This window comes from Acidovorax cavernicola (genome assembly GCF_003581445.1).
In genome coordinates this window covers 32380-54913 of record NZ_QXMN01000043.1, presented here as the reverse complement: position 1 = coordinate 54913, position 22534 = coordinate 32380, and the positions used below count along the sequence as shown (strand labels likewise).

Annotated in this window: 19 protein-coding genes; 5 read left to right on the top strand and 14 right to left on the bottom strand. The window is 69.9% G+C overall.

All coding sequences use genetic code 11. The annotated features are described in order from the left end of the window. From D3H34_RS25470 to D3H34_RS25455, 4 genes are all read right to left on the bottom strand, one after another. Window positions 1-880 (bottom strand): type VI secretion system Vgr family protein (locus D3H34_RS25470; protein ID WP_119557021.1); only part of this gene is annotated, 880 nt, incomplete at its 3' end. A 247-nt stretch (window positions 881-1127) separates the two neighbouring features. Continuing rightward, window positions 1128-1820, bottom strand: a complete 693-nt coding sequence (locus D3H34_RS25465; protein ID WP_205736807.1) for a thioredoxin family protein — start codon at window positions 1818-1820, stop codon at window positions 1128-1130. A gap of 125 nt (window positions 1821-1945) precedes the next feature. Beyond that, on the bottom strand, window positions 1946-4174 hold the full coding sequence (locus D3H34_RS25460) for a protein-disulfide reductase DsbD family protein (RefSeq protein ID WP_205736806.1): 2229 nt from the start codon (window positions 4172-4174) through the stop codon (window positions 1946-1948). A 59-nt stretch (window positions 4175-4233) separates the two neighbouring features. Next, window positions 4234-4998 carry an alanyl-tRNA editing protein gene (locus D3H34_RS25455; protein ID WP_119557023.1) on the bottom strand — a complete coding sequence of 255 codons (765 nt, stop codon included), beginning with the start codon at window positions 4996-4998 and terminating at the stop codon, window positions 4234-4236. A gap of 130 nt (window positions 4999-5128) precedes the next feature. Here D3H34_RS25455 and D3H34_RS25450 point away from each other — a divergent pair, with 130 nt between their 5' ends. Continuing rightward, window positions 5129-6484, top strand: coding sequence for a PQQ-dependent sugar dehydrogenase (locus D3H34_RS25450; RefSeq protein WP_119557020.1), 1356 nt, complete (start codon window positions 5129-5131; stop codon window positions 6482-6484). Window positions 6485-6501: 17 nt separating this feature from the next. Here D3H34_RS25450 and D3H34_RS25445 read toward each other — a convergent pair whose 3' ends face one another. Further along, a complete protein-coding gene (locus tag D3H34_RS25445) occupies window positions 6502-7056 on the bottom strand; it encodes a GNAT family N-acetyltransferase (RefSeq protein WP_119557019.1) in 555 nt (184 codons plus the stop codon). A 72-nt stretch (window positions 7057-7128) separates the two neighbouring features. Here D3H34_RS25445 and D3H34_RS25440 point away from each other — a divergent pair, with 72 nt between their 5' ends. Further along, complete coding sequence (locus D3H34_RS25440) at window positions 7129-7554, top strand: MarR family winged helix-turn-helix transcriptional regulator (RefSeq protein WP_119557018.1); 426 nt, start codon at window positions 7129-7131, stop codon at window positions 7552-7554. Further along, a complete protein-coding gene (locus D3H34_RS25435) occupies window positions 7551-9299 on the top strand; it encodes a chloride channel protein (protein WP_119557017.1) in 1749 nt (582 codons plus the stop codon). The genes D3H34_RS25440 and D3H34_RS25435 overlap by 4 nt, the downstream gene beginning before the upstream one ends. A 15-nt stretch (window positions 9300-9314) precedes the next feature. On the opposite strand, the gene D3H34_RS25430 is transcribed toward D3H34_RS25435, so the two are convergent. Continuing rightward, window positions 9315-10325 (bottom strand): zinc-binding alcohol dehydrogenase family protein, encoded by a 1011-nt coding sequence (locus tag D3H34_RS25430; protein WP_119557016.1) that lies wholly within the window; start codon window positions 10323-10325, stop codon window positions 9315-9317. 86 nt (window positions 10326-10411) lie between these two features. Between D3H34_RS25430 and D3H34_RS25425 the strand changes: the two genes are divergently transcribed. Continuing rightward, window positions 10412-11320: a LysR family transcriptional regulator gene (locus tag D3H34_RS25425; protein ID WP_119557015.1), complete on the top strand. Its 909-nt coding sequence runs from the start codon at window positions 10412-10414 to the stop codon at window positions 11318-11320. A 368-nt stretch (window positions 11321-11688) separates the two neighbouring features. Here the strand turns inward: D3H34_RS25425 and D3H34_RS25415 are convergent, their stop codons facing one another. From D3H34_RS25415 to pgaA, 5 genes are all read right to left on the bottom strand, one after another. Beyond that, window positions 11689-12486, bottom strand: coding sequence for an SDR family oxidoreductase (locus D3H34_RS25415; RefSeq protein WP_119557013.1), 798 nt, complete (start codon window positions 12484-12486; stop codon window positions 11689-11691). A gap of 121 nt (window positions 12487-12607) precedes the next feature. Beyond that, entirely contained in the window at window positions 12608-13177 is a 570-nt protein-coding gene (gene pgaD, locus D3H34_RS25410; RefSeq protein WP_119557012.1) for a poly-beta-1,6-N-acetyl-D-glucosamine biosynthesis protein PgaD, read from the bottom strand. Continuing rightward, complete coding sequence (gene pgaC, locus D3H34_RS25405) at window positions 13161-14444, bottom strand: poly-beta-1,6-N-acetyl-D-glucosamine synthase (RefSeq protein ID WP_119557011.1); 1284 nt, start codon at window positions 14442-14444, stop codon at window positions 13161-13163. Before pgaC ends, pgaD begins: the two co-directional genes overlap by 17 nt. Then, window positions 14441-16507: a poly-beta-1,6-N-acetyl-D-glucosamine N-deacetylase PgaB gene (gene pgaB, locus D3H34_RS25400; RefSeq protein WP_119557010.1), complete on the bottom strand. Its 2067-nt coding sequence runs from the start codon at window positions 16505-16507 to the stop codon at window positions 14441-14443. Before pgaB ends, pgaC begins: the two co-directional genes overlap by 4 nt. Before the next feature lie 8 nt (window positions 16508-16515). Beyond that, window positions 16516-19152: a poly-beta-1,6 N-acetyl-D-glucosamine export porin PgaA gene (gene pgaA, locus D3H34_RS25395; protein ID WP_167481273.1), complete on the bottom strand. Its 2637-nt coding sequence runs from the start codon at window positions 19150-19152 to the stop codon at window positions 16516-16518. 227 nt (window positions 19153-19379) lie between these two features. On the opposite strand from pgaA, the gene D3H34_RS25390 reads away from it, so the two are divergent. Then, window positions 19380-20207, top strand: coding sequence for a creatininase family protein (locus D3H34_RS25390; RefSeq protein ID WP_119557008.1), 828 nt, complete (start codon window positions 19380-19382; stop codon window positions 20205-20207). A gap of 4 nt (window positions 20208-20211) precedes the next feature. On the opposite strand, the gene D3H34_RS25385 is transcribed toward D3H34_RS25390, so the two are convergent. From D3H34_RS25385 to D3H34_RS25375, 3 genes are read right to left on the bottom strand one after another with little or no spacing between them, the layout of a single operon-like run. Next, the gene (locus D3H34_RS25385; RefSeq protein WP_119557007.1) at window positions 20212-21177 is read right to left on the bottom strand and encodes a threonine dehydratase; all 966 of its coding nucleotides are present in this window, start codon (window positions 21175-21177) and stop codon (window positions 20212-20214) included. 15 nt (window positions 21178-21192) lie between these two features. Continuing rightward, window positions 21193-21825 carry a LysE family translocator gene (locus tag D3H34_RS25380; RefSeq protein ID WP_119557006.1) on the bottom strand — a complete coding sequence of 211 codons (633 nt, stop codon included), beginning with the start codon at window positions 21823-21825 and terminating at the stop codon, window positions 21193-21195. 2 nt (window positions 21826-21827) lie between these two features. Continuing rightward, window positions 21828-22523, bottom strand: a complete 696-nt coding sequence (locus D3H34_RS25375; RefSeq protein ID WP_119557005.1) for a VOC family protein — start codon at window positions 22521-22523, stop codon at window positions 21828-21830. Window positions 22524-22534 lie beyond the last annotated feature (11 nt).

Below are 22534 nucleotides of genomic sequence, written 5' to 3'. Positions count from 1 at the left end.
TGCTGCTGCCTGCTCCTGCCCCCGCCCCCGCATGGGGCTGGGCGTAGTGGCTGCCCCCGGCTTCGGCATGCCACTGGTAGACCTCGCTCCCGGCTTGCCCGGTGAGGCGCGGATCGAGCCTGGAGACACTCAGATCGGCCCTGGGTCGGGTGTAGTCGTAGTCCCGGGTGGCGTACGCCCCGCTGGTGAGCGAATGCGCGGGCACGAAGCTGTGGATGTACTCGGCATCGATCTTCCAGCCCGGGGCGTGGTACTCGACCTGCTGGTACAGCGGATCGCAGCCACCATAGGCGCCCATGGCGTCCGAGAGCACCAGGCGGTGTTTGCCGCCCGAGTGCTCGAAGTGGTAGCTGATGCCCCATTCCTGGCACAGGCGGGTGAAGAAGGCGAAGTCGCTCTCGTTGAACTGGGTCTGGTAGTCGCGCACGGGATAGTGCTCGATCAGGCGCTTGTCCACGGGGAAGGCATAACCCGAGAGCAGCGCATCCAGGATCTGCACGACGTTGAGGTCCTGGAAGATCCTGCAATCGGTGCGCAGGGTGGCCAGGTGCAGCCAGGGGCGCAGGGTGAGCTTGTACTGGGCGTGGCGGCCTTCCTCGCCCCACAGGGCCGCGTCGGTGATCAGGGCGTTGATCTGGCGGGGGATGGAGCCATCGAGTTCGATCTCGCAGCTGATCTCGCGGCCGATGAAGGCATCGAGGTCGAAGTCGGCGGCGAGCGAGACGCCGGACAGGCCCAATGCGTCGGGGGTCTTGAGCAGCAGCTCGTAGGCAAACAGGCCATTGAGGCCTTCATGCCCTGACAGCCGCACAGGCTCCAGTGCGGCCTGGCCAAGAACAACGGGGATCGCGGCGGAAGAAACAGACAGCGTGCGCGGCATCGACGACTTCCTGGGGAGGAAAACAGGTCGCGCAGTTTGCGAGCCAGCTCGCGATCACACTGATAACAATGGTCACGTCACGCTCGGGGCCATCAAGCTCCTTGGCCCAACGAGAGATTTGTCATCCGTGGCCGGGAGCGCCGAGCCTGTTTCGGGCCGGGAAAGTTGCGTCGCATCGAAGACGCAAGAAGGGAATGACGGCGCTCTGCTCAGCGCGCGATTCCCGGCGGGCATGGAGCCCGCGCACTCAACTCTTGTACTTGATCGAACACCCGTAAGGCCGCGTGCTCGCCATCGACACCGGCTTGCCGCCGAGCACTTCGCCCAGCGCCTGGTTCACGTAGTTGGTGGCGGTCTTGATGTCGTCGACGCGTGCCGAGGCGATGCTGTCGATGCCGCCGGCATACACCAGCGTGCCCTTGGGGTCGATGATGAAGATGTGGGGCGTGGTGCGTGCGCCGTAGACCTGGCCGATGACGCCGTCTTCGTCCATCAGCACGGCGGTGGGCGCGGCCTTCTGCGACTTCATCCAGGTGTCGAGGGCGTCGGCCTTCAGGTAGTCGCTTGCGGCGCGTTCGGTGGAGTTGATGGCGAGCCAGACCACGCCCTTGTCGGTGGCGGCCTTCTGCGTGGCGGGCATGTTGCCACTGCCGTAGTGCTTGCGCACGAAAGGGCAGCCGGGGTTGGTCCATTCGAGCACCACGAACTTGCCCGCGAAATCCGAGAGCTTGTGCTTGGCGCCGCTGGTGTCGACGGCCACGAAGTCGGGCGCCTGCTGGCCCACGGCGGGCGCGGCGAAGGCGTTGGTGCCCATCAGGAAGGCCCCGCCGAGCGCCACGGCGGCGGCAACGACGGCGCGGCGGGAGGCACGGCTCAGGGCGGCGCGTGCCTGGCGCGCGGCGCGAAAGGAGCGTGAGTCGACAGTGGGCGAAAGCGTCATGGCCAGCTTGAACTCCAAAAACAAAATTCCAAACAACAACTGCAGCTTAGAACGGTTTCTTCAAGTGCGTGTGACAACCCATGACAGCGGCGTTGTCATCTCATTCCATTTCACCGCATCGGCGCTCAAAGCGCTGCCAACGCGGCGCGCACCTCGTCCTTGCTGAGGATTTCGGTCAGAACCACCGGTGCCTTGCCCGGCGCCTGCAGCACGTACACCGGCACGCCGCTGCGTCCCAGCGCGGTCAGTGCCTCGGTGATGGCGGGGTCGCGGCGGGTCCAGTCGGCGCGCAGCATCGCGACCTGGCGGGCGTCGAAGTCGGCCAGCACCTCGGCATCGGCCAGGGTGCTCTTCTTGTTGTACTGGCAGGTCACGCACCACGCGGCGGTGAAGTCGATGAAGACCGGGCGGCCTTCGCTCGCCAGCGCAGCCACGCGCGCGGCCGACCACGGCTGCCAGCGCTCGCCCGGCGAGGCGGTCGACGACGCCAGCCTTGCGGGCTCGACCACCTGCACGATGTTGCGGCCGATGGCGCCGGCGAGCACGGCGGTGAAGGCGATCATCACGGTGGCGATCACCACACGCGTGCGGCCGCGCAGCGTGAACGCCCAGACCACGGCGGCCAGGCACACGAGCAGCGCGAGCAGCGCGCCCGCGCCGTCGATGCCGCTTTGCTGGCCCAGCACCCAGACCAGCCACGCCACCGTCGCGAACATCGGGAATGCGAGCAGGCGGCGCAGGGTGTTCATCCACGGGCCCGGCTTGGGCAAGAGGCGCGCCACGGCCGGCACGAAACCCGCCACGAGATAGGGCAGTGCGAGGCCCAGGCCCAGCGCCGCGAACAGCAGCAGCGCCTGCGCGGCCGGCAGCCCGATGGCGAAGCCCAGCGACGCGCCCATGAACGGCGCGGTGCAGGGCGAGGCGATCACCACGGCGAGCACACCGGAAAGGAAGTCGTTGGCCAGCGGATGCTTGGCCTGCGCGCTGCACACCGACTGCGGCGCCGCGCGGCCGAACTCGAACACGCCCGCGAGGTTCAGGCCCAGCAACGTGAACAGGGCCGCCAACGCCGCCACCACGGCAGGCGACTGCAGCTGGAAACCCCAGCCGAGCTGTGCGCCGGCCGCGCGCAACGCGAGCATGGCGCCGCCGAGCGCGAGGAAGGACACCAGCACGCCGCCCGTGTAGGCCAGCCCGGCCTTGCGGTGCGCGCTGGCGTTGCCCGCTTGCCGCGCGAAGCCCAGCACCTTGATCGCGAGGATCGGGAACACGCAGGGCATGAGGTTGAGCAGCAGGCCGCCGAGCAATGCGCCGAGCAGGGCGATGAGGAAGGTGCCTGCGGGCTGGGGCTGCGGCTGGCCGGCGCCGGCTGGGGCGGCGACCTTGGCCGCGTTGGCGGCCAGGGCGGCCTGCAGCGCGGGAGACACCTCGGCGCGTGCGGCCACCATCGCTGCCGGCCAGGTGCCCGACACCGGCGCCTCGGCGCGCCATGCCACGGGCTGGCCCGCCTGCCGGTCGGCTTCGGCCAGGGCCACCACCACCGGCATTGCCGTGGGGCTTTCGCTGCGCTGGTCGGCCAGCGGCATGGTGGCGGTCCAGGTCGCGCCGTCCCAGGCTTGCGTCCAGTCCTTGCCGGAGACGGCCGCGGTGCGGATCACCTCGGGCGTTTCGGGGAAGAACTCGAGCGTCTTGCCGCGCGCGGCGGCGGGCAGGCCGTCGAGGCGCACCTTCAGTTGCTGGCCTTCGACGGCGATGGTGCCGGGCGCGCCCAGCGGCTGCGGTTGCGCGGCCTGCGCGGTGTCGAAGGCGGCCTTGTTCAGGGCGGTCGAGCCGCGCGTGGGCAGCGAGAGCGTGAACTCGCCCTCTTCAGGAATGCATTCCTTGCGGCAGACCAGCCAGGAGGCCTGCAGCTTGATGTCCATGGCCGGCGCCGCGCCGGTGAGCGCCAGGTCGGGCTTGTAGAGCGTCGAAACCTCGAGCGGCACCGGCAGCAGCACGGTGTTCTCGTAGCCGTAGTTGGCGAGCGTGCCGACCGGGATCTTCTTGGGCACCGGCCAGGCGATCTCGCCGGTCGAGACGCCGGCGGGCAGCGTCCACTTCAGCTCGGTGGGCAGACCGGAATCTCCGGCGTTCTTCCAGTAGGTGTGCCACTCGGGCTGATGGGTGATCTGCAGCCCGACCCACACCGGCGCGCCGGGCGTCACCCCGTCGGGCGCATGGGCGACCAGTTCGGCGCGCACATGGGGGGTGGTGACCACGGCCCCGGTCTTCGGGGCCAGCTGAGCCGCAGCCGGCATGCAGGCTGCGGCGGTAGCTATCAGAAAGGTAGCAAAAGAGATGCGCGAAAAGATCATGCCGGTCAGTCGGAGCCAGAGGGCGGGGCGAAGTTCCTGGGGCAGGGTCTTCCCGGGGCTCAGGCGGCCGCCCAGCCCAGGACCACGCGCCGGGTGGTCGCGCTCTTCTTCTCGATCTTGGTGACGACCACGGCGCCGATCTCGGCCGTGTTGGCCACGTGCGTGCCGCCGCAGGGCTGGAAGTCGATCGACGGAGTGCCGCCGTCTTCGCCCGTGCCGCCGATGCGGATGGTGCGCACCGTGCCCGTGCCGCGCGGCGGCTGCACGCTCATGCTCTTGACCAGCGCGGGGTTGGCGTCGAGTTCGGCATCGGTGATGGCGCCCACGGTCAGCGGGTGAGCGGCCTCGACCAGCTTCGCGAGGCCGGCGGTGAGGGTTTCCTTGTCGAGCGGGTCGGTGATGTGGAAGTCGATGCGCGCGTACTCGGGCGTGATCGAGCAGCCGTTCACCGGCACCGGCACGAGGTGGCACAGCAGATGCGAGGCGGTGTGAAAGCGCATCAGCCGGTGGCGGCGCTCCCAGTCGAGGCGGGCGGTGACGGTGTCGCCGGGCTTCAGCGCGGCCAGCAGGTCGGCCTGGTCGGGCGCGGGCACGTGGACGAACTCGGCGGTCGGCTGGCCTTCGGCATCCTTGGCCTTGCGGGTGTCGGCGATGGCGACCTCGCGGCCGTCGGCGAGCACCAGCACGCCGGTGTCGCCGGCCTGCCCGCCGCCCAGCGGATAGAACACGGTGCGGTCCAGCACGATGCCGGTGTCGTCGATGCGCAGGATGCGGGCTTCACAGGTGCGCAGGTAGGCGTCGGCGCGGAACAGGTCGTCGGTCATGCGGCGATGGTAGCGACGATGCGCGAAGGAGGTGCGCGCACGCCGGAAAGCGCCCACGACCGACACGCCCGCGCCGCGCGATTGCGCATGATCCGCTGGTCCGCGGCCGTCCGCCGCGCAAGGAATCTGCATGAAGAAGACATCGCCGCGCCTTCCTGTTCGCATCGCCCTGTCCGCAGGGGCCGTGGCCGCCGTGCTGCTCGTCGTCGGCTGCGGCGAGGCCGCCAAGCTCGCGCCCGAACTCACGACCGGCCCCCGGCCGCAGCTTGTCGACCCGAACAAGACGCTGATTCCCACCGTCAACGTCGCGCCCGCCGTCGGCTGGACCGACACCGCCGCGCCCACCCCCGCCGAAGGCCTGCGCGTGACGGCACTGGCGCGCGGGCTCGACCACCCGCGCTGGGTCTACACCCTGCCCAACGGCGACGTGCTGGTGGCCGAGAGCAACAAGCCGCCCAAGCCCGAGGGCAGCGGCGCCAGCGGCCCGGTCGCCAAGGTGCGCAACTGGGTCATGGGCAAGGTCATGGGCCGCGCGGGCGCCGGCGTGCCCAGTGCCAACCGCATCACCCTGCTGCGCGACGCCGACGGCGACGGCCTGGCCGAGGTGAAGCAGGTCTTCCTGTCGGACCTCGTCTCGCCCTACGGCATGGCGCTGGTCGGCAACGAACTCTTCATCGCCAACGCCGATGCGCTCGTGAAGGTGCCCTACACCGAAGGCGACACCGCGGCCCGGGCCAAGCCGGTGGTCGTGACGGCGCTGCCGGCCGGCATCAATCACCACTGGACCAAGAACGTCATCGCCAATGCCGACGGCAGCAAGCTCTATGTCACGGTCGGCTCCAACAGCAACATCGGCGAGAACGGCCTCGCGGCCGAAGAGGGCCGTGCCGCGATCTGGGAGGTCGATGCGAAGACCGGCGAGAAACGCCTGTTCGCCAGCGGCCTGCGCAACCCCAACGGCCTGGGCTGGGAGCCCGAGACGAACGCCCTGTGGACCGTGGTGAACGAACGCGACGAGATCGGCAGCGACCTCGTGCCCGACTACCTCACCTCGGTGAAGGAGGGCGCCTTCTACGGCTGGCCCTGGAGCTACTGGGGCGGCGTGGTCGATGCGCGCGTCACGCCGCAACAGCCCGAACTCGTGGCGAAGGCGCTGGCGCCCGACTACGCGCTGGGCGCGCACGTCGCGCCGCTGGGCCTGGTGTTCTCCCACCCGCGCGGCATGCCGCCCGAGTTCGCGAGCGGCGCCTTCATCGGCGAGCACGGCTCGTGGAACCGCAAGCCCAAGTCGGGCTACAAGGTGGTGTTCGTGCCCTTCATCGGCGGCAAGCCGAGCGGGCCGCCGGTCGACATCCTCACGGGCTTTTTGAGCGCCGATGAGAAGGCCCACGGTCGGCCGGTGGGCGTGGCGCTCGACAAGAGCGGCGCGCTGCTGGTGGCGGACGACGTGGGCAACGCGGTGTGGCGCGTGTCGAAGGCGAAGTAGGGCGCGGTCGCTTCCGTTCAGCGCGGCGGCTTGCCGATCCGGTAGAGCCGGTGGGGGCGCAGGGCGTGGCCTTCGGGCACGGCCGGGTGCTCGAACGCGCCGGCCACGTCTTCCTGCATGCCCAGGCGCTCCATCACCGCGGCCGAGCGGAGATTGCCGACGGCGGTGAACGCCACGATCTCGTCGAGCCCGAGCCGCTCGAACCCGACCTGCAGCGCGCCACGCGCGGCCTCGGTGGCGAAACCCTGGCCCCACCATTTGCGGGCGAAGCGCCAGCCGATCTCGACGCAAGGTGAAAAGGGCAGCGAAGCCATCGGCACGCTGAGGCCGGTGAAGCCGGCGAACTCGCCCGATGCCTTGTGCTCGACGGCCCAGAAGCCCCAGCCGTGCTCGGCGAGGCGGCTCTTGATGCGTGCAGCCAGCGCGTCGCTGTCAGCGCGGGTGGTCAAGGGCAGCAGGAACTCCATCACCGCCGGGTCGCAAGCCAGTTCGAAAAACGGCGCGAGATCGCTCTCGCGCCATTGGCGCAGACGCAGGCGAGGGGTGTCGAATTCGATCAGTTCAGCAGTCATGCCGCCGATTGTGGCGCACGGTATATATATCATGACGTGATATATTCGCTGCCCGCCCACCGCCGTCCTCTCATGTCACCTCCTGCCCGCAAGCTTGCGAAGAAAGACTTCGAGGCCCTCTCCGAATTCCGCTACCAGATGCGCCGCTTCGAGCGGTTCTCCGAACGCGCGGCGCAGGCCGAAGGGCTCACGCCGCAGCAGTACCTGGTGCTGCTGCACATCAAGGGTGTGCCGGGGCGCGAGTGGGCGTCGGTGGGCGAGATCGCCGAGCGCCTGCAGCTGCAGCCGCATGGCGCGGTCGCGCTCGTCACGCGCTGCGAAGCGCTGGCGCTGGTCGAGCGCCGGCCCAGCGCCACCGACCGGCGGCAGGTCGAGGTGCACCTGCTGCCCGAAGGCCGCAAGCTGCTCGAGCGGCTGGCCGAACTGCACCGTGCGGAACTGCAGTCGCTGAAGGGCGCCTTCAAGGTGCCGCAGATCGATCTTCCCGAACAGCCATGAAAACCACCCCTCATCCGCCGCGCGGCGACTTCGCGCTCAACACGCGCCTGCTGCGCATCACGGCCATGGCCGTGGTCATCGGTGCCGTCAGCACCGTGGCCGCGCGCGTGCTGCTCGACCTGATCCGCTTCTTCACCAACCTGTTCTTCTTCCAGACCTTCTCGCTGGCCGACCGCTCGCCGGCCGAGCACACGCTGGGCGCGTGGGTCATCGTGGTGCCGGTGATCGGCGGGTTGATCGTGGGGCTGATTGCGCGCTATGGCTCCGACAAGATCCGCGGCCACGGCATTCCCGAAGCCATCGAAGCCATCCTGTTCGGCAAGAGCAAGATGTCGCCGAAGGTCGCGCTGCTCAAGCCGCTGTCGTCCGGCATCGTGATCGGCAGCGGCGGGCCGTTCGGCGCCGAGGGGCCGATCATCATGACGGGCGGCGCCATCGGCTCGCTGATCGCGCAGCACTTCCACCTCACCGCGGCCGAGCGCAAGGCGCTGCTGGTGGCGGGCGCCACCGCCGGCATGACGGCCGTGTTCGGCACGCCGGTGGCCGCGGTGCTGCTGGCGGTCGAGCTGCTGCTGTTCGAGCTGCGCCCGCGCAGCCTGCTGCCGGTGGCCGTGGCCTGCGCGGTCGCCGGCTTCACGCGCCCGCTCCTCATGGAAGCCGGCCCGCTGTTCCCGCTGCAGACGGCGGTGCCGGGCCCGCTGGCGATGTTCTCGTGCGTCATCGCCGGGCTGCTGTGCGGCATGTTGTCGGCCTCGCTCTCGATCTCGCTCTACAAGGTGGAAGACCTGTTCGGCAAGCTGCCGATCCACTGGATGTGGTGGCCGGCCATCGGCGGCCTGGCGGTCGGCATCGGCGGCTACTTCGAGCCGCGCGCGCTGGGCGTGGGCTACGACGTCATCGGCGACCTGCTGCACAACCACCTCGCGCTCGGCGTGGTGGCGGCGCTGCTGGCGGTGAAGGCCATCATCTGGGTGATTTCGCTGGGCTCGGGCACGTCGGGCGGTGTGCTGGCGCCGCTGCTCATGATGGGCGCCGGCCTGGGCGTGGTGCTGTCGCACGTGCTGCCCGGCAACGACCCGATGCTGTGGCCGCTGGTGTGCATGGCCGCCACGCTGGGCGGCGTGATGCGCGCGCCGCTCACCGCCACCATCTTCGCCTTCGGGCTCACGCACGACAGCAATGCGCTGCTGCCGTTGCTCACGACGTCCGCCGTGGCTTACGGCTTCACCGTGCTCACCATGCGCCGCTCGATCCTCACCGAGAAAATCGCGCGCCGCGGTTATCACATCTACCGCGAGTACGGCATCGATCCGCTGGAGCGGCACTCGGTGGAAGAAGTGATGACGCGCGAGGTGCGCAGCATCGATGCCGCGCTGCCGGTCGGCGAGGCGCTCGCGCAGTACTTCGGCGAAGGCCAGGTGCACCGCGCCTACCCGGTGCTGCGCGGCAGCGCGGTGATCGGCATGGCCGACCGCGCGATGCTCGCGGCGTTCAGCGTGGGTACGGTGGGCGATGCCTGCGGCGCCGCGCCGCCGGTATTCGCGCTGGCCGGCGAGAACTGCCGCGCGGTGGCCACGCGCCTGGCGCGCCACCGGCTCGAACGGCTGCCGGTCGTGAAGGACGCGCAGTCGATGGCGCTGGTCGGCCTTGTCGCGCGCAGCGACCTCATCAAGCCTTCGCTCGCGCACTTCGACGAAGAGGAAAAGCGCGAGCGCATGCGCGGCCTGCCCTGGCAGGCCAACTAGCGCTTTTTCAGAACCTCAGAACCCCGCCAGCACGACCTTGCCCTGCGCCTTGCCGCTCTCGATGAGGGCGTGGGCCTTCTTCAAGTTCGCGGCGTTGATGGTGCCGAAGCTCGCATTGGCCGTGGTGCGGATGCGGCCCGCGTCGACCAGCGCCGCCACTTCGGCGAGCAGCTTGCCCTGCTCGGCGATGTCGGGCGTGGTGAAGCGCGAGCGCGTGAACATCATCTCCCAGTGCAGCGAGATGCACTTGGTCTTCAGCGGCATTGCGTCGAGCAGCTTCATGTCGTCGATCACCGCGAGCTGGCCCTGGGGCTTGAGGCTTTCGATGATCTGCGCGTAGTGCTGGTCGGTCTGCGTGAGGCTGGCGACCATGTCGACTTCGCCGATGCCGGCGGCCTTGAGTTCGGCGGCGAGCGGCTTCGAATGGTCGATGACCGTGTGCGCGCCCAGCGCCAGGCACCATTCGCGCGTTTCGGGGCGCGAGGCGGTGGCGACGACGCGCAGCTTCGTGAGCTGGCGCGCGAGCTGGATGAGGATGGAGCCCACACCGCCCGCGCCGCCGGTGATCAGCAGCGTCTGGCCTTCGCCGCCGCCCTTGGGCACCTGCAGGCGGTCGAACAGCAGTTCGTAGGCGGTGATGGTGGTCAGCGGCAACGCGGCGGCCTGCGCGTCGTCGAGGCTTGTCGGTGCGAGGGCGGCGATGCGTTCGTCCACCGCGTGCAGCTCCGAATTGGCGCCGGGGCGAATGATCGAGCCCGCGTAGTACACGCGGTCGCCGACCTTGAAGCTTTGCACATCGCTGCCGATGGCCTCGATGGTGCCGACCGCGTCCCAGCCCAGCACCTTGGCCTGGCCGGCCTCGGGGGCGGCGTTCTTGCGGACCTTGGTGTCGACGGGGTTGACCGACACGGCCTTCACGCGCACCAGCAGGTCGCGCGGGCCGGGCACGGGCGCGGGGAGTTCGATGTCCTGCAGCGATTCGGCGTTGTCGATGGGGAGGGGCTGGTAGTAGCCGACGGCTTTCATGGGAGGGGACCTTTCTGGAACGATGGCTGAACTGTAGGATGGCAATGCCTGTTTGATAAGGCCGGCTGAATCACCAACACTTTCAAATGAAAATTGAGAATCTCTCGGACCTGCAGGTGCTGGTGCACACGGCGCGTGGGGGCACGCTCACGGCGGCGGGGCATGCGCTGGGCATCACGCCGGCGGCGGCCAGTGCGACGCTGAAGCGGCTGGAGGCGCAGTTGGGGGCGCGGCTGTTCGAGCGCTCCACGCGAGCGATGCGTTTGACGCCGCAGGGGCAGACGCTGCTCGACTATGCGGTGCGTGCTTTTGAACTGCTGGATGAGGGGGAGTCGCTGGTCACAGCCGATCGGGGCGAGCTGGTGGGCACGCTGCGGGTGGCCGCACCTTCCGACCTCACGCGCAGCACGTTGCTGCCCTGGTTCGACGAGTTCTTGGCGCTGCATCCCGGTGTGCAACTGTCGCTCTCCGTTGGGGACCGGCCGCTGGATGTGATGCGCGATGAGGTGGACGTGGCGTTGCGCTACGGCGCGCTGGCGGATTCGCGGCTGGTGGCGCGGCCCTTTGCCGTGACGCGTCCGCTGCTGACGGCCTCGCCGGAGTACCTGCGTCGGCATCCCGCGCCGAAGACGCCGCAGGATCTGGTGCACCACAACTGCCTGGTCTTCAATCGTGGCGGGCGGCGGCATCGGGTGTGGCGGTTTGCGTTGCAGGGGCAGTGGACGCAGGTGCGGGTGAGTGGGAATCGCAGTGTGGATGACGCGTCGCTGGCGCGGGAGTGGACTGTGGCGGGGTATGGGGTTTCGCTGAAGTCTGCGCTGGATGTTCGTTGCGATCTTCGTGAGGGGCGGCTTGTGCGGCTGCTGCCTGAGTGGGAGACGGAGCCTTATCCGTTGCATGCGTTGTTGCCTAGTGGGCGGTTTGTGGCGGCTCGGGTTCGGGCGTTTGTCGACTTTCTGGCTTTGAAGTTCGAGGGGTTGTTGGCGGAGGGGTGAGTTTTCTTGAGGCCGCTGGCCGGGTCTCGCCCCGGCGGGCGACTTACTTTCTTTGCTTCGCCAAAGAAAGTAAGCAAAGAAAGGCGACCCCACTGTCCGCGTCCCGCAGCGAAGCTGCGGGCAACCTGCGGTGCTCGCGTTTCGCGCGGGGTCTCGCCCAAACTCGCCTGCGGCTCAGACAAGGGCGAGCCCTGATCCGCGAAACGCTGCGCTCCTCGGCGCGGCCAGAGGGGAGGGGGAATCTCGGGCCATCGCTTCGCTCGGCCCTGGGGATCGCTTCACTGCGTTCGCTTCCCGGATTTATTCCCTCTCCCTCTGGGAGAGGGGCGGGGTGAGGGCCGCGGCGTTCGAGCTTGCCCTCTCCGCCCTTAAATCATCGGCGTCACCGCCCCATCCATCGCCATGATCGCCCCCGTCACATAGCTCGCCTTCGACGACGCCAGGAACAGCACGGTGTTGGCCACTTCTTCCGGCGTCGCGATGCGTCCCAGCGGCAGGCGCGCGGTGGCGCGCTCCAGTGCTTCGTCGGTGTCGATGCCTTGCAGCTTCGCATCGGCCTTCATGCCTTCCTGCAGTCTTGCAGTCAGGGTGAGGCCGGGGTTCACGGCGTTCACGCGCACGCCCTTGGCGGCGTAGGCTGCGGCCATGCCGGCGCTCACGAGCATGAGGGCGGCGTTGGCGGCGCCGCCGGCCATGTGGACGGGGCTGGCGACTTTGCCGCCCTGGCCGATGATGTTGACGATCGCGCCCCGGCCGCGCGTGCCCATGCGCTTGACCACGGGGTCGATCATGTGGATGTAGGTGAAGTACTTGGCGTCCATCGCGTCGTGCCACGCGGCGGGCGTGAGTTCGTCGGGCGGGGTGCGGCGGGCGGCGCCGGCGGAGTTGACGAGCACGTCGACGGGGCCGAAGGCCTGTTCGGCGGCGTCGAGGGCGGCCACGGCGCCGGCGGGGTTCTTGAGGTCGGCGGCGTGCAGGCCGATGCGGCCTTCGGCCTGCGGGAACGCGGCGACCAGGGTCTGCTGGCCCTGCTGCAGGTTCTGCAGGTCGCGCGAGACCAGGCTCACGCGCGCGCCTTCGCGCAGGAAGCCCAGCGCGCAGGCCAGGCCGATGCCCTTGCTGCCGCCGGTGATGAGAACGTGCTGGTCCTGGAGCTGGAGGTCCATGTCGGGGGTCCTTGGAAGAAGGTGATTCAATCGCGGCGCAATGGCTGCGCCGCGATTGAATCACCGCCCCGAAATTCCTGCAGCGGCGCGGCCGAAAGGCCGCGCGGGTTTCGCCGCGTGCTCAGGCCTTGCGGCGCTTCGGCGGTGCGATGTCTTCCAGTGCGCCCGGCGCGGTGTCGGTGGCGTCGCGCAGCTGGCCGTCGCGGTCGTGGTGCACCAGCAGCTGGCGCGCGCGTTGCCAGGTCGACAGGCGCGCGGGCGGCACTTCGATGTAGGAGGCCAGCGCGAACAGCGACGACTGTTCCTGCTCGGGCGGTGTCTCGCGCCGGTGCTGCAGGCGGCGCAGCGGACCCATGAGCAGCATCGAGGCCAGGATCACGCCGATGACGATGGCGTACAGGCCCAGCAGCTGCAGCACCTCGGGCTGCGAGCGCGCGCCCAGCACGTAGGGCCAGGCGTACCAGATGGCACAGAACCAGATCGCGACGGTGATCGCGGGGCGCAGCACGCGCAGCCACAGGTACATGGCCAGGTTGCGCGCGGGCGAGCGGCCGTTGCCGAAGGCGTGCAGCGGGATGCGCGCGGCGTCGATGATGGGCTCGTCCACCGCGGGCTGGCCCCAGGAGCGCTGTCGCGTCGGGGGCGGGATGTGCGGGGGCTGCACCAGGGTCGGGTCATTCTCGAGGGACATCGGAAACTCCACGGTCAGGGCTCGTCCACACCGCGCGCTTGCCGCGACGACGCATCAGAGCGTTGGGAAGGGCGACCACGGTGGTCGCCATGGTGATCGTCCAGAAAGCGATCGGGTACCAGATCGTTCCGGCGAAATAGCGCATGAGGTCGCGGTCGTAGCGACGGTCGATCCACAGGCTCAGCAGCATCTGCAGGATGCAGGTCATGGCCAGCAGCGTGCCCTGCCAGTGCGGCAGCAGGGCCGAGTGCCAGGCCGACACCTGCGGCAGGAAGGGGCGGATGAAGCTGATCAGCAGCACCAGCGCCATCGCATAGGCCCACACCACGCTCACCATGTACTCGCTGTAGATGAGCCACAGGCGCCAGCTGCGCAGGCGCAGGATGGACGGCGTGATGCGCAGCATGGTCTGGATGCCGCCCACGGCCCAGCGCAGGCGCTGCTTCCACAGGCCGCGCAGGGTCTCGGGCATGAGGATCCAGCACAGCGCGCGCGGCTCGAAGCGCAGGCGCCAGCCGGCGAGCTGGAGCTTCCAGCTCATGTCGATGTCCTCGGTGAGCACGTCGGGGCTCCAGAAGCCCACTTCGAGCACCGCGCGGCGGCGGAACATGGCGAGCACGCCCGACACCGTGAACAGCGTGCCGATCAGCTGCTGCGAGCGCTTGATGAGGCCGATGATCGACGAGAACTCGCCCACCTGCATGCGCCCCAGCAGCGTGGTGCGCGTGCGGATGCGCGGGTTGCCGGTGACGGCGCCGATGTGCTCCGAGGCCAGCATGCGTTTGAGCAGCCAGGCGATGGCGTTCGGGTCGACCAGCGCGTCGCCGTCGATGCCCAGGATGTACTCGCCGCGCGCCAGCTGGCAGGCGGTGTTCAGGCCCACGGCCTTGCCCTGGTTGCTGGCGTTGTGGATCACGCGCAGGTGGTGGAACTCCTGCGTCATGGCGTCCAGCAGCTCGCCGGTGCCGTCGGTGCTGCCGTCGTTGACGGCGATCACCTCGTAGTGCGGGTAGCGCGTGCGCATGAGCTGCTCGATCACCTCGCGCAGGTGCGGGGCCTCGTTGAAGCAGGGCACCACCACCGTCACCAGCGGCAGCGAGGGCAGCAGGGTCAGCGGGTCGACCTCGACGTCTTTCTTGCGCTCGAACGACCAGGCGTGCGACAGCCCGCCCGCCATCCACACCCAGGCCATGAAGAACGGGTAGTAGAAGACGAAGCCGAAGAGCACCGGTGGAATCAGGTCCACCAGCATCTGGAGCGTGTTCATCGGGGCTTGCCTCCTTCGGGCGGCAGCGTCGCGGCGTCGTGGTTGCGCCGGGGCGCGCGCGAGAGCAGCGAGCGCACCGAGATCGCGCGGCGCACGGTGTCCAGCGAGGGCTGGTTGTTCAGGAAGTCGTCGGGGTAGTAGCCCAGGTGGCGCACGCCGGCGCGCTGCAGCAGGGTCCACTGGCGCGTGAGTTCGGCGTCGGCCACTGGCTTGCCGGTGCGCCAGTCGCGCGCCTGCAGCTCGAACACGGTGCGGTCCAGGCCGTGCGGCGTGGCGGCCGCGCGCTGGGCCAGGCGCCCCAGCCAGGCGTCGCTGTCGGCGGCGGTGCGGGCCTCCTGCTCCATGCGCGGCATCGCCATCAGGCCGACGTAGTCGTAGGCGGCGAGCGAGGCTTCGTAGTTCTGCGCGAACCACTGCTCGGCGGCGGGCTCGAGCACCGGCCGCGCGTACAGGTTGCGCGCGGTCTCCAGCGCCGGGCGCCAGGTGCCCACGCGTGCCGCCAGTTCCTTCGTGAAGTCGATCAGGTAGCCGGTCTTGGCGGTGGTCCAGCGCGCCATCAACTGCGGATCGGCGCGGATCGCCGCCACGTCGGCCGGCAGGCCCCACTTCGCATAGATGGCCAGCGCCGCGGGGCTCGCGTCCTCGTCGTCGGACAGCATCGCGTCGTCGTGGAACAGCAGGCCTTCGAAGAAGGTGTGGCGGCCCAGGTCTTCGTACAGGTCGCCCACCAGCGTGCGCACGGCGGGGTCGAAGGGCGAGAGCCGGTGGTAGCGGTCGGCCGGCGCATCGCCCTTCATGGTGCGCACCGTGTGGGTGGCGAGCGGGTTCGAGGTCGGCAGCTTGTAGGCCGTGACGGGCATCCAGGCATAGACCTTCACGCCGGTGCGGCTGCGCAGCTGCCAGGCGGCGCGGGCGAACAGGTCGGCGCGCATCGGCAGGTGGCGGTTGGGAAAGTACAGCGCGTCGGCCACGCCGTCGCCGTCGGGGTCGGCATAGGCCTGCAGGAACACCGAGCGCGGACGCACGGCGGCCACGCGCTCGATCAGCGCCGAGAGGTTGCGCTCCTGCTGGGTCGGGTCGGGGTCGTACACGTAGTCCAGGTCCACGTGCATCACGCGGTTGATCGGGCGCACCTCGCCGCCCACCGGGCTGCGCAGCATCTGCACGTAGTCGGGCGCCTCGTTGTCGTAGGCGGCCAGCGCGCGGCGGATGCGGTTGAGCGGGATCTCCTTCGTGTTCGAGCCGTCGTCGAGCGTGAAGGTGATCGGCATGCCCACGCGCGCCGAGGCTTCCAGCGCGGGCGTGTTGTAGGCTCCATAGGGCCACACGGTGGCGCGCACCTTGGCACCGGTGCGCTTCTCGATGAGTTCGCGGCTGCGGCGCAGGTCGGTCTCGATGCGGCGCAGGTAGGCCGCGTCGTCCTCGTAGCGGCCGGTGGCCGGGTCGTAGCGGTGCGTGGCGGCGGCCGGCAACAGGTTGCCTTGCGGGTTGGCCAGGATGCCGGTGTGCATTGCATCGGTGTGGCTCGCGAACTCGACCAGCGGCGAGCGCGCCATCTCGGCGGCCTCGCGCCACAGCAGGAAGTTCTCGCGCGGCGCGGGCTTGTCGCCCCAGTGCACGGGCTGGCCTTCGGGCACTTCGAGCCAGCTCGTCACGAGCGCGAACAGCGCCGGGTAGTTGAAGCGCTTGAGCAGCGGGAACACGTGGGTGTAGGCGCTGCGGTAGCCGTCGTCGAAGGTCAGCAGCACGGGCTGCGACGGCAGCGGCTTGCCGCCGCTGCGCGCGTCGATGATCTGCTGCAGGCTGACCGGGTGGTAGCCGCTGTGCTGCAACCAGGCGAACACTTCGGCGAGCGTGCGCTCGTCGATGGCGGTTTCGTCGGGCGAGGTCTCGAAGCTGGCGCGCACGTTGGGGCGCACGTCGTGGAACGAGATCACGCGGAAGTCGACGCCGTTGTCGGGGTCGGCGGGCAGCACCGGTGCAGCGAGCGTCGGCAGTGCCGCCGCCAGCAGCAGCCCGAGCAGGGCGGCGCGCAACCGGAGGAAGAAGGTGGGGGCTTGCATCGCGGGCCTCACTGCAAGGGCATCGAAAGGTTCAGGAACACGCCGCGCTGTTTTTCGCGCACGCCGTCGTAGGGGTGGCTGCCGAAGGTCAGGCCGTAGCGCAGCGTGAGCTTCTGGCCGAGGGCCCAGCGGTGCTCGTAGCGCACGTTCCACAGCGGGCCGCTGCCGAAGCCGGCCTGGTGGTAGCTGCCGCCGCCGAGCTCCAGCACCTGGAAGAACTGGCGGTCGTCGCTTTTCCAGGTGAGCCACTGGCCGCGCACCGACAGCTGCGCGCTGGCGTCGCGCGAGGGGCTGTAGTAGCGCACGTCCTGCAGGCGGCTGCGGCTGGCATCGACGCCCAGCCGCGTCTCGAGCTGGAAGCGCGGCGTGCTGACCCAGCGCTCGCGCCAGCCGAAGTCCAGGCCGTCGCGCAGGTTGCCGTCGCTGAAGTCGAGCCGGCGCCACTGCAGGTCGAAGCGGCGCGACTCGTTGACGATGTGGGCCACGCTGGCGCCGAACTCGCGCGCGCCGATGGCCTGCGCGCCGAAAGGCATGGCGCGCGCCTTCCAGGGCAGCTCCTTGCTGTCGCCGTCGTAGGTGGCCGACAGGCGCCAGGCATCGCTGGCGCGGTAGTCGACGCGGCCGGCCACGCTGTTGCGGTAGCGGCCGTTGTTCGAATGCTGCAGCACGCCTTCGGCGAGCCATCGGCCCTGCTGCCAGCTCGCGCCAAGACCGCCGCGCGCCCACCGGGCCGTGCCTTCGGAGGTGTAGCCGCGGCCCAGCGTCTGCGCATAGAACACGCGCCACGCATCGCCGATGAGGCCGGAGCTGAGCCGGCTGTCGACGCGCCATTCGCGGCTGGCGAGCGTGCCGCCGCCGCGCGAACCTTCGGCATCGACTTCGAGCTGCGGGCCGACCAGCGAGCGGCGCTTGCGTGCCATCTCGCGCACTTCGGCGGAATCAGGTGCATCGGCTTCGACGGCTTCGGCGCGGATCCGCGCGGCGCGGAACTCGTCGGCGTCGAGCAGCGCCTCGACATGGCCCGTGCGCACGCTCAGGTCGTCGGGGTGGTCGGTGCTCAGTGCCTCGAAGCGCGCCACGGACGCCTCGGGGTGTTCGCGCAGCCGCTCGGTGAGCGCGGCGCCGTAGGCGTAGCTCGCGTTGAGCGGGGCTTCCTGCGTGAGCGTCTCGAAGCGCGGCTGCGCAACCTTCGGCCGGTCGCCGTAGAGCTGCAGCAGCGCGCTCAGTCCGCTCACTTCGGAGAACTGGTCGTTGGGCCGGCCGGCTTCCGGAGCCAGCCGCATCAGCACGGGCGTGGCCTCCTCGATGCGCTTGAGCAGCGCTTCGGCGTCGTCGAAGCGGCCGGTGTCCAGGTAGGCATAGACCAGACCGAAATGCAGGCTGTCGGGCATCGGCAGATCGGCGACGGCCTTTTCGAACAGCGGCACGGCATCGACCGAGCGGCGCTCCTGCGCCAGCGCGCGGGCCGCGGTGCCCAGCGCATAGGGCGGCAGCGGGGTGCCGTCGGCATGCAGCGTGTCGTACAGCGCGATGGTGTCGGCGGGGCGGCCGCGCTCCAGCAGCGCCATCATGCGGTCCGACTGCAGCCGCACGCGCAGCGTGCGCCAGGTGTCGGCGTCCGGCGTGGCGGGCTGTGCGATCGCGGCATCGACACGGGCCAGCGCGTCGCTCTGGGCGGCCAGCACCTTGTCGAGGTCGGTCACGCGCGCGGCGCCCAGGCGCTGGTCGCGCGCCTTCACGGCCCAGCGCAGTTGCTGTGCCAGCGCCTGTTGTTCGAGCAGTGCGAGTGTCAGCGGCGCGATGCTGCCGGGCTGCTTGCGTTCGGCCGCCTGCGCATCCGCAAACGCGGCCGTGGCGCCGCCGTACTCGGCCAGCAGGAAGTCGGCGTCGCGTTGCGCATCGCGGCGGGCGGGCTGCAGCGCGGTGATCTCGCCGTAGGCCGACAGCGCCTGGAAGGGCTGCCCCTGCGCACGCGCCAGCGCGGCGCGCAGGTCGAGCAGCGCGACGCGGTCCGCGATCGCGGTGGGCGCGGGCTGTGCCAGCGCTTGGTAGATCGTCTGCGCGCCCGCCGTGTCGCCGCTGGCCAGTCGCCAGAAGGCTTCGTGGATGCGCGGTTCGCGGGCCGCCGGCTGGCGTGCGCGCCAGACCTTGACCGTGTCGCCTTGCAGCGAGACGTCGCCCGTGCGCCGCGCGGCGCCGGCCAGCGGGCCGAGCGCGTAATCGTCCAGCCCGGCGGGCGGCACCTGGCGGGCGACGGCCACCGCGTCGGCGAACTGGCCGTCGGCCACCGCGATCGCGATGGCGTCCGAGGCCACGCGGCGGCGCTGTGCGTCGCTCAGCGGGCCGGCCAGCCATTGGTGCAGTTGCTGCAGCGCGGCGGCCGGCGTGGTGCGGCCGGCGCGTCGCGCGACGATCAGGTCGTCGTGCTGCGATGCGTCATAAGCCACCGCGCCGCCGAGATGGGCGGCAGGCGGGGGCGCGACGGTGGAATCCGCGTACGCAGTGCCGGTTCCGAAGACCAGCACGCACACGATCGGCGAGAAACCTCGCACGGCACGTGCGAGATGGTGAGGCAATGCCTTGAAGGGCGCGACTTTGCGCCCGGCAACGACGGTGCCTCCATCTTTTTTGGAATGGATGGACACGCTACTCCCTTTTGCGTGAACCTTCCTGGGCCGTGACAAGCCGTGGCGGAAAGTTCGTGAAAAGGGACTCTAGGCCAATTTGTTAACAATTGAGCCGAATATGGGCAAAGATGAGAACTAATCGTGAACAGATTCGCGATCAATTCATCCGATGTTGGCAAGTTGTATGCAAGTGCTACCCACAACGCGCCCTGACGTGCCTCGAGGCGCCGCCCTAAGATCGCGGCATGAACGCACTTCCGGTCTCCCCGCCCCGTTTCTGGTCCCAGTTGACGACGCGTGACTTCGCGGCGCTCGATGCGGCGACCACCGTGGCGGTGCTGCCGCTGGGCGCCACCGAGCAGCACGGCCCGCACCTGCCGCTGGGCGTGGACACCGTGCTGGCCGACGGCATCGTGGCCGCCGCGCTGCCGCTGCTGGCGCCCGAACTGCCGGTGTTGTTCCTGCCGACCCAGCAGATCGGCCTGAGCCCCGAGCACGCGCGTTTCGCGGGCACGCTCACGCTGTCGGCCGAGACGCTGATCCGCGTGTGGAAGGAGATCGGCGAGGGCGTGGCGCGCGCGGGGGTGAAGAAGCTGGTGCTGTTCAACGCCCATGGCGGCCATGTGGGCGCGATGGACATCGTGGCGCGCGAGCTGCGCGCCGCGCACGGCCTGATCGTCTACAGCGTGAGCTGGTTCAACCTGCCGCTGGGCGACGCGAACGCGCAGTTCAGCGCCCAGGAGCACCGCTTCGGCGTGCATGCGGGCGAGGTCGAGACCTCGATGATGCTGGCGCTGACGCCCGCGCTGGTGCGCATGGGCGAGGCGAAGGATTTCCGTTCCACGTCGGAGCAACGCGCGGCGGACTACGCGATCCTCGGCAACGGCAAGAGCGCCAAGCTCGGCTGGGCCATGGAGGACTACAACGCGCAGGGCGCGGCCGGCAACGCAGCGGCGGCCACAGCCGAGAAGGGCCAGGCGGTGATCGATGCAGCGGCGCAGCAGCTGGCGCTGCTGCTGGCCGAGGTGTCACGGCTGCCGCTGAGCACAGCGAACACCGACCCGCTGCCCTGACGCGTCAACGTCCGCCGAGCACCCCGGCGAACATGTCGGCATCGACATTGCCGCCGCTCAGCGCGATGCCCATGGTCTTGCCGCGCCATCGCTCCTGCTGCTGAAGCGCGCCCGCCAACGCCGCGGCGCCCGCGCCTTCGGCCACGTTGTGCGTGTCGCTGAAAAGAACGCGCATCGCCTGCGCCACTTCGTCGTCGGTCACGGTGATCACGTCGTCGGCTTCGCGCAGGATCACATCCAGCGATTCAGGCACCGGCGTGCGGCAGGCCATGCCGTCGGCCAGCAGCGTGGTGGCGGGCGATTCGACGGCACGGCGCGCACGGAAGGAATCGCGGTAGGCCGTGGCATGGGCCGACACCACGCCGATGAGCTTCGTCGACACGCCGCAATGCGCGCGCGCCGCCGCCGCGCCGGCGAAGCCCGAGCCCAGGCCGATGGGCACGAAGAGCACGTCGGGCGGTGTGTCTTTCAAGGCGCTGAAGAACTCGACATATGCGGTCGACACGCCGCGCACCAGCTCGCGATGGAACGAGGGCACGCGGTGCAGCGCGTCGCGCTCGGCGAGCACCGCCGCATGCTCGGCCGCGGCCTGGAAGTCGTCGCCGTGCTCGACCAGCGTGACGCCGAGCGCGCGCATCGCGGCGTTCTTCTCGCGCGAGTTGCCGTGCGGCACCACGATGGTCGTGGCCAGCCCGTGGCGCTGCGAGGCGAAGCCGACCGACTGGCCGTGGTTGCCGCGCGTGGCGCTGATCACGTGGCGCACCTGCGGCTGCTCGCGCGCGAGCGTCTCGAAGTAGGTCAGGCCGCCGCGGATCTTGAAGGCGCCGACGGGCGTGTGGTTCTCGTGCTTGGCCCACACCGTCGCGCCCAGTCGCTGCGACAGCAGCGGCCAGCGGTACTGGGGTGTGGGCGGCATGGCCGCATGCACGGTGCGCTGCGCGGCTTCGATCTCTTCGCGGGTGAATCGCATCGGGCGGTGTCCTCGTTACTTGCGTTCGGTGAGCGCCACGCGCACGGCCAGCGCGGCCAGCACGCTGCCCATGATGTAGCGCTGCGCGCGCAGCCAGCCGGCGCTTTGCGACAGCACGGCCGTGATGCTGGCGGCGCCGACGATCATCACGGTGTTGACCAGCGCGCTGCTCGCCATCTGTGCCAAGCCCAGTTGCAGGCTCTGCAGCAGCACCGAGCCGCGCTCGGGGTGGATGAACTGCGGGAAGAACGAGAGGTAGAACATCGCCACCTTCGGGTTCAGCAGGTTCGTGAGAAAGCCCATGCGGAACAGCTTGGCGGGTGGATCGGCCGGCAGCGAGCGGGCTTCGAAGGGGGCATTGCCGCCGGGCTTGACCGCCTGCCATGCGAGCCACAGCAGGTAGGCTGCGCCGGCGAAACGGATCGCGTCGAACGCGACCGGCACCGCCAGCAGCAGCGCCGTGAGGCCCAGCGCGGCGGCGAACAGGTGCACCAGGAAGGCCATCAGCACGCCGCCCAGCGAGATGAGCCCCGCGCGGCGGCCCTGGATCAGCGTGCGCGACACGCAATAGATCATGTTCGGCCCCGGCGTGAGCGCCAGCAGCAGCGAGGCGAGGGCGAACCAGGCGATTTCGGTCAGGGTGAGCATGGTCAGAGTCCTTGCGATTCGAGGGTGACGAGGCCGCGCGGCGTGTCGAGCACGGCGACGAGGTTGGGCGGGCCGGCGTCGACCGGCAGGCTGCCCATGCCGATGGCCGTGAGCGCGGCAGAGAGTGCCGGCGCGCGCGGATGCACCGCGCGCAGCGAACGCAGCGTGAGGCCCGAGGCGGGCATGGCGTCGGTCGGATGCACCGCGCCCCACTGGATCAGCGTGGGCAGCGCGCCGTAGAACAGGCGCTGGCCGTCGTCGCGCACCGTGATCTGCCATTCGAGCCGGCCGGCCGGCGTGTCGCGCGAGGCGGCGAGCAGGTGACCGCGGTCGATGTGCGCATGCTCCTCGCGCGCAAGCGCCTGCGTGGCGGCATGCGCGTCGGGCACGCGCGCCGCGAAGTGGATCAGCCGTGGGCCGTGCTGCGCGAGCGCGGCCTGCAGGGCGGCGTCGTCGAGGTCGAACCAGCGCCGTGTCTTCGGCCGCGAAGGCGCTTTGCCGGGCTCGATGGCGATGATCTCGGCATAGGCGCGAGGGAACGCGTCGCTTGCGATGTTCAGCAGCCGGTTGTGCGTGCCCATCAGCGGGTGCGCGCCGCCCGACGCGGGCGTGACGCCGAGCGTGGCCTCGCACCATGCCACGCCCTCGGCCAGCGAAGCGGCGGCGATCACGAGGTGGTCGACTTCGGCGGGGTGCATGGTGGCGTGCC

Coding starts and splice junctions, on each gene's coding strand:
- D3H34_RS25380 (WP_119557006.1), bottom strand. CDS start 21,825: ATGCTCACCCTGACCGAAATCGCCTGGTTCGCCCTCGCCTCGCTGCTG.
- D3H34_RS25460 (WP_205736806.1), bottom strand. CDS start 4,174: ATGATCTTTTCGCGCATCTCTTTTGCTACCTTTCTGATAGCTACCGCC.
- D3H34_RS25425 (WP_119557015.1), top strand. CDS start 10,412: ATGAAAATTGAGAATCTCTCGGACCTGCAGGTGCTGGTGCACACGGCG.
- D3H34_RS25445 (WP_119557019.1), bottom strand. CDS start 7,056: ATGACTGCTGAACTGATCGAATTCGACACCCCTCGCCTGCGTCTGCGC.
- D3H34_RS25465 (WP_205736807.1), bottom strand. CDS start 1,820: ATGACGCTTTCGCCCACTGTCGACTCACGCTCCTTTCGCGCCGCGCGC.
- D3H34_RS25430 (WP_119557016.1), bottom strand. CDS start 10,325: ATGAAAGCCGTCGGCTACTACCAGCCCCTCCCCATCGACAACGCCGAA.
- D3H34_RS25450 (WP_119557020.1), top strand. CDS start 5,129: ATGAAGAAGACATCGCCGCGCCTTCCTGTTCGCATCGCCCTGTCCGCA.
- D3H34_RS25385 (WP_119557007.1), bottom strand. CDS start 21,177: ATGCGATTCACCCGCGAAGAGATCGAAGCCGCGCAGCGCACCGTGCAT.
- D3H34_RS25415 (WP_119557013.1), bottom strand. CDS start 12,486: ATGGACCTCCAGCTCCAGGACCAGCACGTTCTCATCACCGGCGGCAGC.
- D3H34_RS25435 (WP_119557017.1), top strand. CDS start 7,551: ATGAAAACCACCCCTCATCCGCCGCGCGGCGACTTCGCGCTCAACACG.
- pgaB (WP_119557010.1), bottom strand. CDS start 16,507: ATGCAAGCCCCCACCTTCTTCCTCCGGTTGCGCGCCGCCCTGCTCGGG.
- D3H34_RS25390 (WP_119557008.1), top strand. CDS start 19,380: ATGAACGCACTTCCGGTCTCCCCGCCCCGTTTCTGGTCCCAGTTGACG.
- D3H34_RS25455 (WP_119557023.1), bottom strand. CDS start 4,998: ATGACCGACGACCTGTTCCGCGCCGACGCCTACCTGCGCACCTGTGAA.
- D3H34_RS25375 (WP_119557005.1), bottom strand. CDS start 22,523: ATGCACCCCGCCGAAGTCGACCACCTCGTGATCGCCGCCGCTTCGCTG.
- pgaD (WP_119557012.1), bottom strand. CDS start 13,177: ATGTCCCTCGAGAATGACCCGACCCTGGTGCAGCCCCCGCACATCCCG.
- pgaC (WP_119557011.1), bottom strand. CDS start 14,444: ATGAACACGCTCCAGATGCTGGTGGACCTGATTCCACCGGTGCTCTTC.
- D3H34_RS25440 (WP_119557018.1), top strand. CDS start 7,129: ATGTCACCTCCTGCCCGCAAGCTTGCGAAGAAAGACTTCGAGGCCCTC.